Raw genomic sequence first — 6,000 nt, 5'->3', positions numbered from 1 at the left:
CGGGCGGCGCGGGCGGCCTGCTTGCTCCCGTCACCGGCCTCGTGTCGGGCCTGACCGGCGCGCTCGGCTCGGCCGCCGGCTCGGCCACCGGCGGCGCGGCCACCTCGGGCACGGGCACCACGGTGGCCGGGTTGAGCGGCTCGAGCAGCACCACCAGCACCAGCGGTTCGGGCGGCGGCCTGCTCTCGCCCGTGACCTCGCTGGTCGGCGGCCTGCTCGGCGGCGGCAAGCACTAAGCATCGACCACATAGACCAAATAGCGTTAGGAGCCCAACCATGAACTCGATCCACTCGACCCCGTCGGCGCAGCGCGTCGCACGCCTTGCCCTGACCGTGATCGCGGCCGCCACCCTGTCCGCGCTCGCGGCCTGCGGCGGCAGCGACGTGACCACCGCCGGCGGCGGCAACAACACGCCGCAGGGCACCAGCGGCGGCACCACCACCAGCGGCACCAGCTCGTCCTCGAGCAGCGGCACCACGGGCCTGCTGAGCACCACCGGCAAGACCGTCAGCGACCTCGGCAACACCATCGGCTCGGTCAGCATCCCCGGCCTGAGCAGCGGCGTCACGCAAGGCCTCGGCAACAGCGTGTCGGGCGTCGGCACGGTGGTCGGCGCGGCAGCCGACGCGCTGTCCAACGGCCTCGGCCAGATCGGCACGACCGCCAACCCGGTGGGCACCACGGTCGCCGGCCTGGGCAACGTGGTCAGCGCCGCCGGCACCACGGTGGCCGGCCTCGGCCAGACCGTGACCTCGCTCGGCACCGGCCAGCTGTCGGCGCTCTCGCCGATCACCACGCCGCTGGGCACCCTGCTCAACACGGTCGCCAACGGCGTGCAGGCCGGCGGCATGACGCTCGGCACGGTGCTCTCCTCGGGCCCGGTCACGGCCGTCACGCAACCGATCAGCTCGGCCATCACGCCGATCGTCACCACGGTCGGCCAGACCACCCAGACGGTGGGCGCGGCCACCGGCCTCGGCGCCCCGGTCTCGGGCCTGCTGCAGCAACTGGGCGGCGCGGTCGCCTCGGCCGGCACCAAGATCGGCAGCACCTCCTCGCAGCCGCTGGTCGGCGACGTCGGCACCCTGGTCTCGTCGATCGGCAATACCGTCAGCAATGCCGGCGGCCTGGTCAACGCCTCGGGCCCGAATGGCGCGAACCCGATCTCGGGGCTCATCACCAGCCTGGTGGGCAGCTCCACCGTGACGGTCGCCAACGGCTCGTCGAGCGGCAGCCCCGCGAGCAATCCGCTCACCGGCCTGCTCGGCTCGCTGGGCGGCGCCACCGGCGGCACGGGTGCGGGCGGCCTGCTCGCGCCGGTCACGGGCGTGGTCTCCTCGCTCACCGGCGCGCTCGGTTCGGCCACCAGTGGCGCGGGCGGCACAGGCAGCGCGAATCCGCTCGCGCCGGTCACTGGATTGCTGAATACTGTCACCGGGACGCTCGGCAGCGCGACGGGCGGGGCCAGCACCTCGGGCAGCGGCGCCGCCGGCTCGCTGCTCTCGCCGGTCACCACCCTGGTCGGTTCGCTGACCTCGACGCTGGGCTCGGCGACCTCGGGCGCCGGCGGCGGCTCCACCGGCCTGCTCGCGCCGGTGACGGGCCTGCTCGGCACGCTGGGCAGCGTCGGCAAGTAAGGCAGCATCCGTGCGTGCCGGCGGGAGGCACGCACGGTCATCACCAGTTGCACGGGACGGGCGGCATCGCGATGCCGCCCGTTCGCAGTAGAAAACTAAAAGCTGGCCTACGAGGACTTACCCATAATGAGATCCACTCACCAGGTTTGGACGATGCTGTTCGCGCTTGCCGCGACAGCCGCCGGTCCCGCGCATGCACAGAGCCGCCCCGCCGGCAACCCGCTCGAATCGCTGCCGCAGATCAACGCCCCGCAGCGCTCGACGGTGACGGTCCAGGTCGAACCGCAGGCGCAACAGGTGCAGGAGCTGCTGGCCCGCCATCTCACGCCCTCGACGATCCGCATCGAGGGCGTCAAGTCGATTCCCTTCGATCTCGTGTCCGCCCGCTTCACGCCGCTGGTCGGCAAGGACGTCACGATCGGCCAGCTGATCGAGACCGCCAACGGCGTGACCAAGCTCTACCAGGAACGCGGTTATGCGCTGTCGTTCGCCTTCGTGCCGGCGCAGACCTTCGAGGACGGCGTGGTGCGCATCACGGTGGTCGAGGGCTTCGTCTCCGATGTGCAGATCACCGGCAAGCCCGGTGCGATGGAATCGAAGCTGCGCGCGGTGGCGGCCCACATCACGGCCGACCGGCCGCTGCGCAAGGACACCTTCGAGCGCTACGTGAACACTTTCGGCCTGCTGCCCGGCATCACCGTGAAGGCCAACGTGCCGCCGCCGCAGAACACCGACGGCGCCACCACCATGACGCTGGACGTGTCGCGCAAGCCGATCAACATCAGCAGCGGCATCGCCACCACCAATCCCGGCGTGCAGGGCGTGTTCACCGTCACCGAGAGCGGCCTCACCTCGCTGGGCGAGCAGCTGAGCATCTCGGCGCTCGCGCCCAAGGGGCCGAACAACGTCACCTACGTGGCAGCCAGCGCGGCGGTGCCGATCGGCAGCAACGGCTGGACCGCGCGCGTCGATGCCACCCACTATCGCGGCAATCCCACCGACAACCCGGGCCTGCCGTCCTACGTGAAGCGCACGGTGGTCAACGACAAGATCGGTATTTCGACCTCCTACCCGATCCTGCTCAACAACCAGCGCAGCCTGCTGGCCACCGTGTCCGGTTATGCCTCGCACAGCGTGGACAACTACCAGAATCAGATCGGCGGGCAGTTCATCGGCCTGCGCTCGCAGGTGCGCGTGCTGCAGGCGCAGATGGACTACACCGCCGTGCGGACGAGTTCGGTCACCAAGCTGAGCTTCAACGTGGCGAAGGCCTTCGACATCCTGGGCGCCTCGAAATCGGGCGAGACGAACATCCCCGGCACGGTCCAGAACAACCCGGCCTCGATCACCTTCGTGCGCACCGGCGGCACCGTCGTGCAGAGCAACCAGTGGCCCTTCAAGATCGGCACGACCGTGCAACTGACCGGCCAGTTCAGTCCCGTGTCGCTGCCGACCACCGAGCAGATCGCGTTCGGCGCGCAGCGTTTCGCGCTCGGCTACGAGCCCGGCGAAACCTCCGGCGATTCGGGCTGGGGCATGTCGGCCGAGATCAACCGGCAGTTCTCGGTCGGCTACGCGTACCTGAAGTCGATCACGCCGTATATCGCCTACGACATGGCGCGCGTCTACCTGCATGCGGGCACGCCCCTGCCGAATCGCCTGTCCTCGGTCGGCATCGGCATTCGCGTGTCGGACGGCCAGCACTACAACCTCGACCTGAACGTGGCGAAGGCGATCGGCGACGCCCCGATCGAAAGCGCCTCACGCAGCCCGCGCATCAATGCGTCGTTCTCCTACCAACTGAACTGACCCCGGCCGCCGGTCCGCGCGCCCGAGGCGCGCGGACCGTCTCGATTAGAGGCACCTCTATCAGACGCGGCAGTAGCTTTGACGTATTCTCCGAAGAGCTTTCCGGCGGGCCCGGCCTCGATGCAGGACGGGCCGGCGCCGAGAAATCCCACGAAAAAGACAAGCTATCCAAGGAGGAAGACAATGCGCCATTTCACCCTTTCGCTGCGCAAGCTCGCCGTCGGCGGTGCCCTGCTGGCGGCCGCATGCAGCGCCTTTGCCCAGGCCGACAGCCCGATCGGCACCTGGCAGACGATCGACGATCACACCGGCAACCCGAAGGCCCTCGTGCAGATCTCGCAGGACAGCAACGGCGCGCTCTCCGGCGTGGTGACCAAGGGCCTGGGCGCGAACGACACGCCCGACCGCCGTTGCACGGCCTGCACGGACGAGCGCAAGGATCAGTTGATCAAGGGCATGACGATCATCAAGGACATGCAGAAGGATGGCGATCACTGGGACGGCGGCAACATCCTCGATCCGGAGAACGGCAAGGTCTACAAGTGCAAGATGACGCTGGAGGATGGCGGCCAGAAGCTGGTGGTGCGCGGCTATATCGGCGTCTCGCTGCTCGGTCGTTCACAGACCTGGGTGCGCCAGCAATAAGCCGACGGGATGCGACACCTTGCGTGTCGCATGATGCGGGACGTGGATGGGATAGAGCGACCGCGCGCGGATTTCGAAGGGAGGCCGCGCCGCGCTCAGGCGCCGGAATGGGGATCTGACGGGGGCGGCATGCGCGGCTCCAGGCGCGGCTGCGCTTCCGGGCGCGGTTCCGCGCAGGCTACGTGGATGCGGTTCGGCACGAGGGCGTGCCGGATTTCGGCGGCGCGGGAGTGGACGTGCTTGCGCATGCGCACCGTGACGGTTTCGTAGAGATCGTCGCAATCCGGCCCGAACAGCTCGTTCAGCACCGCGTGCAGCGTGCCTGATTCATACCAGAGCATGAAACGGCGATGGCAGGTTTGGTAAGCCGGATAGCGGCGAGGAATCGCCGACCATGATGCGCAACTGAAGATCACCCAGAGCACACCGTTGAGCACGTCGCGTGCGTCGGCAAGAGGACGCCCGCGCAACTCCTTGCGCGGGCGCAATTCAGGCAGCAAGCGGGCAACACGTTGCCACTCGCTGTCGGTGATGTCTCGATACGGCCTCATGTCACCCCTCCGATTACGGGAACAGGACCAAGATATCGAGCCGGAATCGCCATGAATATTGGACGATTCCGAAAATTGCAGGGCGCCCCGGATCGATCCGACGCAGCCGGTGACGCGCCCGGATGGCGGGGCGGCGCCCGCCCCGGGGCTCAGGTCAGCGAGGTATCGACCACGCGCCGCGGCGTCTCCAGATATTCCAGCGACTGCATCTCGACGATGCGCGAGACGGTGCGGCTGAATTCGTTGGCCATCGGGCCTTCCACGTAGAGCTCCTCGGCCGGCACCGCGGCCGACATCAGCAGCTTCACCTTGTGGTCGTAGAGCACGTCGATCAGCCAGGTGAAGCGGCGCGCCTCGGAGGCCATGCGCGGCGACATCTGCGGCACCTCGGAGAGCACGATCGCGTGGAAGCGCGAGGCCAGCTCGAGATAGTCGTTCTGCGAGCGCGGGCCACCGCACAAGGTCGCGAAATCGAACCAGACCACCCCGTCTGCCTTGCGCAGCGCCTTCAGTTCGCGCTTCTCGATATGCAGCAGCGGGCTCTCGTCGGGCACCGCCGCGAGCCTGGCGAAGGCGCTGCGCAACTCGCGGTCGGCCTCGGCGCCGAGCGGCGTGTGATACATCTTCACCTGGGTCAGCGTGCGCTGGCGGTAGTCGACGCCGGCGTCGACGTTCATCACGTCGAGCTTCTGCTTGATCAGCGCGATCGCGGGCAGCATGCGGTCGCGATGCAGGCCATCCGGGTAGAGCAGGTCCGGATCGTAGTTCGAGGTCATCACGAACTGCACGCCGTTGGTGAACAGCCGGTCCAGCAGGCGGTAGAGGATCATCGCGTCGGCGATGTCCGAGACGTGGAACTCGTCGAAGCAGATCAGGCGGTAGCGCTTGGCGATGCGGCGCGCGAGTTCGTCGAGCGGATCGGCCTGCCCTTTCAATTCCTCGAGCTCGCGATGCACCTCGCGCATGAATTCGTGGAAGTGCAGGCGCGTCTTGCGCTGCACCGGCACCACGGCGTAGAAGCTGTCCATCAGGAAGCTCTTGCCGCGGCCCACGCCACCCCACATGTAGACGCCCTTGGGCAGTTCCGGCCGGATCACGAGCTTCTTGAACGCGTTCGAGCGACGCGCCTTGTAGGCGACCCATTCGTCGAAGCATTGCTGCAGGCGCGTGATCGCGACACGCTGCGCGGTATCGGCCTGGTAGCCGCGCGCGCCCAGTTCGCGCTCGTAGTATTCGGTGACGTTCATCATGCAAACCGGAAAAACCAAAGGCGAGCGGAAAACTCCCGCCCGCCTTCGGCATCAAACGGCAGCGCCGACCGGCCAGCAGGGCCGGCGCGGCGCCGTGGCGGCCCGAA

At 68.2% G+C, this 6,000-nt stretch carries 6 protein-coding genes; 4 read left to right on the top strand and 2 right to left on the bottom strand.

Annotation, left to right across the window (positions count from 1 at the left end; genetic code table 11):
• The 4 genes from F3J10_RS23005 to F3J10_RS22990 form a co-directional block, all read left to right on the top strand.
• The coding region (locus F3J10_RS23005) for a hypothetical protein (RefSeq protein ID WP_205200419.1) at window positions 1-236 on the top strand (236 nt) is incomplete at its 5' end.
• 40 nt (window positions 237-276) lie between these two features.
• The gene (locus F3J10_RS23000; protein ID WP_167243064.1) at window positions 277-1,638 is read left to right on the top strand and encodes a collagen-like triple helix repeat-containing protein; all 1,362 of its coding nucleotides are present in this window, start codon (window positions 277-279) and stop codon (window positions 1,636-1,638) included.
• Between the two features lie 126 nt (window positions 1,639-1,764).
• The gene (locus F3J10_RS22995; RefSeq protein ID WP_029951248.1) at window positions 1,765-3,447 is read left to right on the top strand and encodes a POTRA domain-containing protein; all 1,683 of its coding nucleotides are present in this window, start codon (window positions 1,765-1,767) and stop codon (window positions 3,445-3,447) included.
• A 183-nt stretch (window positions 3,448-3,630) separates the two neighbouring features.
• A complete protein-coding gene (locus F3J10_RS22990; protein ID WP_025101212.1) occupies window positions 3,631-4,092 on the top strand; it encodes a DUF2147 domain-containing protein in 462 nt (153 codons plus the stop codon).
• A gap of 95 nt (window positions 4,093-4,187) precedes the next feature.
• Here F3J10_RS22990 and F3J10_RS22985 read toward each other — a convergent pair whose 3' ends face one another.
• Entirely contained in the window at window positions 4,188-4,643 is a 456-nt protein-coding gene (locus F3J10_RS22985; protein WP_167243063.1) for a transposase, read from the bottom strand.
• A 149-nt stretch (window positions 4,644-4,792) separates the two neighbouring features.
• Window positions 4,793-5,890 carry a cell division protein ZapE gene (zapE, locus tag F3J10_RS22980; protein ID WP_025101214.1) on the bottom strand — a complete coding sequence of 366 codons (1,098 nt, stop codon included), beginning with the start codon at window positions 5,888-5,890 and terminating at the stop codon, window positions 4,793-4,795.
• Between the last annotated feature and the right edge of the window lie 110 nt (window positions 5,891-6,000).

The organism is Burkholderia sp. Cy-637 (assembly GCF_011753175.1).
GTDB lineage: Bacteria > Pseudomonadota > Gammaproteobacteria > Burkholderiales > Burkholderiaceae > Burkholderia > Burkholderia gladioli.
Note: the sequence above shows the minus strand (reverse complement) of the source record. Positions and strands in the feature narration are given on the sequence as shown.

Coding starts and splice junctions, on each gene's coding strand:
- F3J10_RS23000 (WP_167243064.1), top strand. CDS start 277: ATGAACTCGATCCACTCGACCCCGTCGGCGCAGCGCGTCGCACGCCTT.
- F3J10_RS22995 (WP_029951248.1), top strand. CDS start 1,765: ATGAGATCCACTCACCAGGTTTGGACGATGCTGTTCGCGCTTGCCGCG.
- F3J10_RS22990 (WP_025101212.1), top strand. CDS start 3,631: ATGCGCCATTTCACCCTTTCGCTGCGCAAGCTCGCCGTCGGCGGTGCC.
- F3J10_RS22985 (WP_167243063.1), bottom strand. CDS start 4,643: ATGAGGCCGTATCGAGACATCACCGACAGCGAGTGGCAACGTGTTGCC.
- zapE (WP_025101214.1), bottom strand. CDS start 5,890: ATGAACGTCACCGAATACTACGAGCGCGAACTGGGCGCGCGCGGCTAC.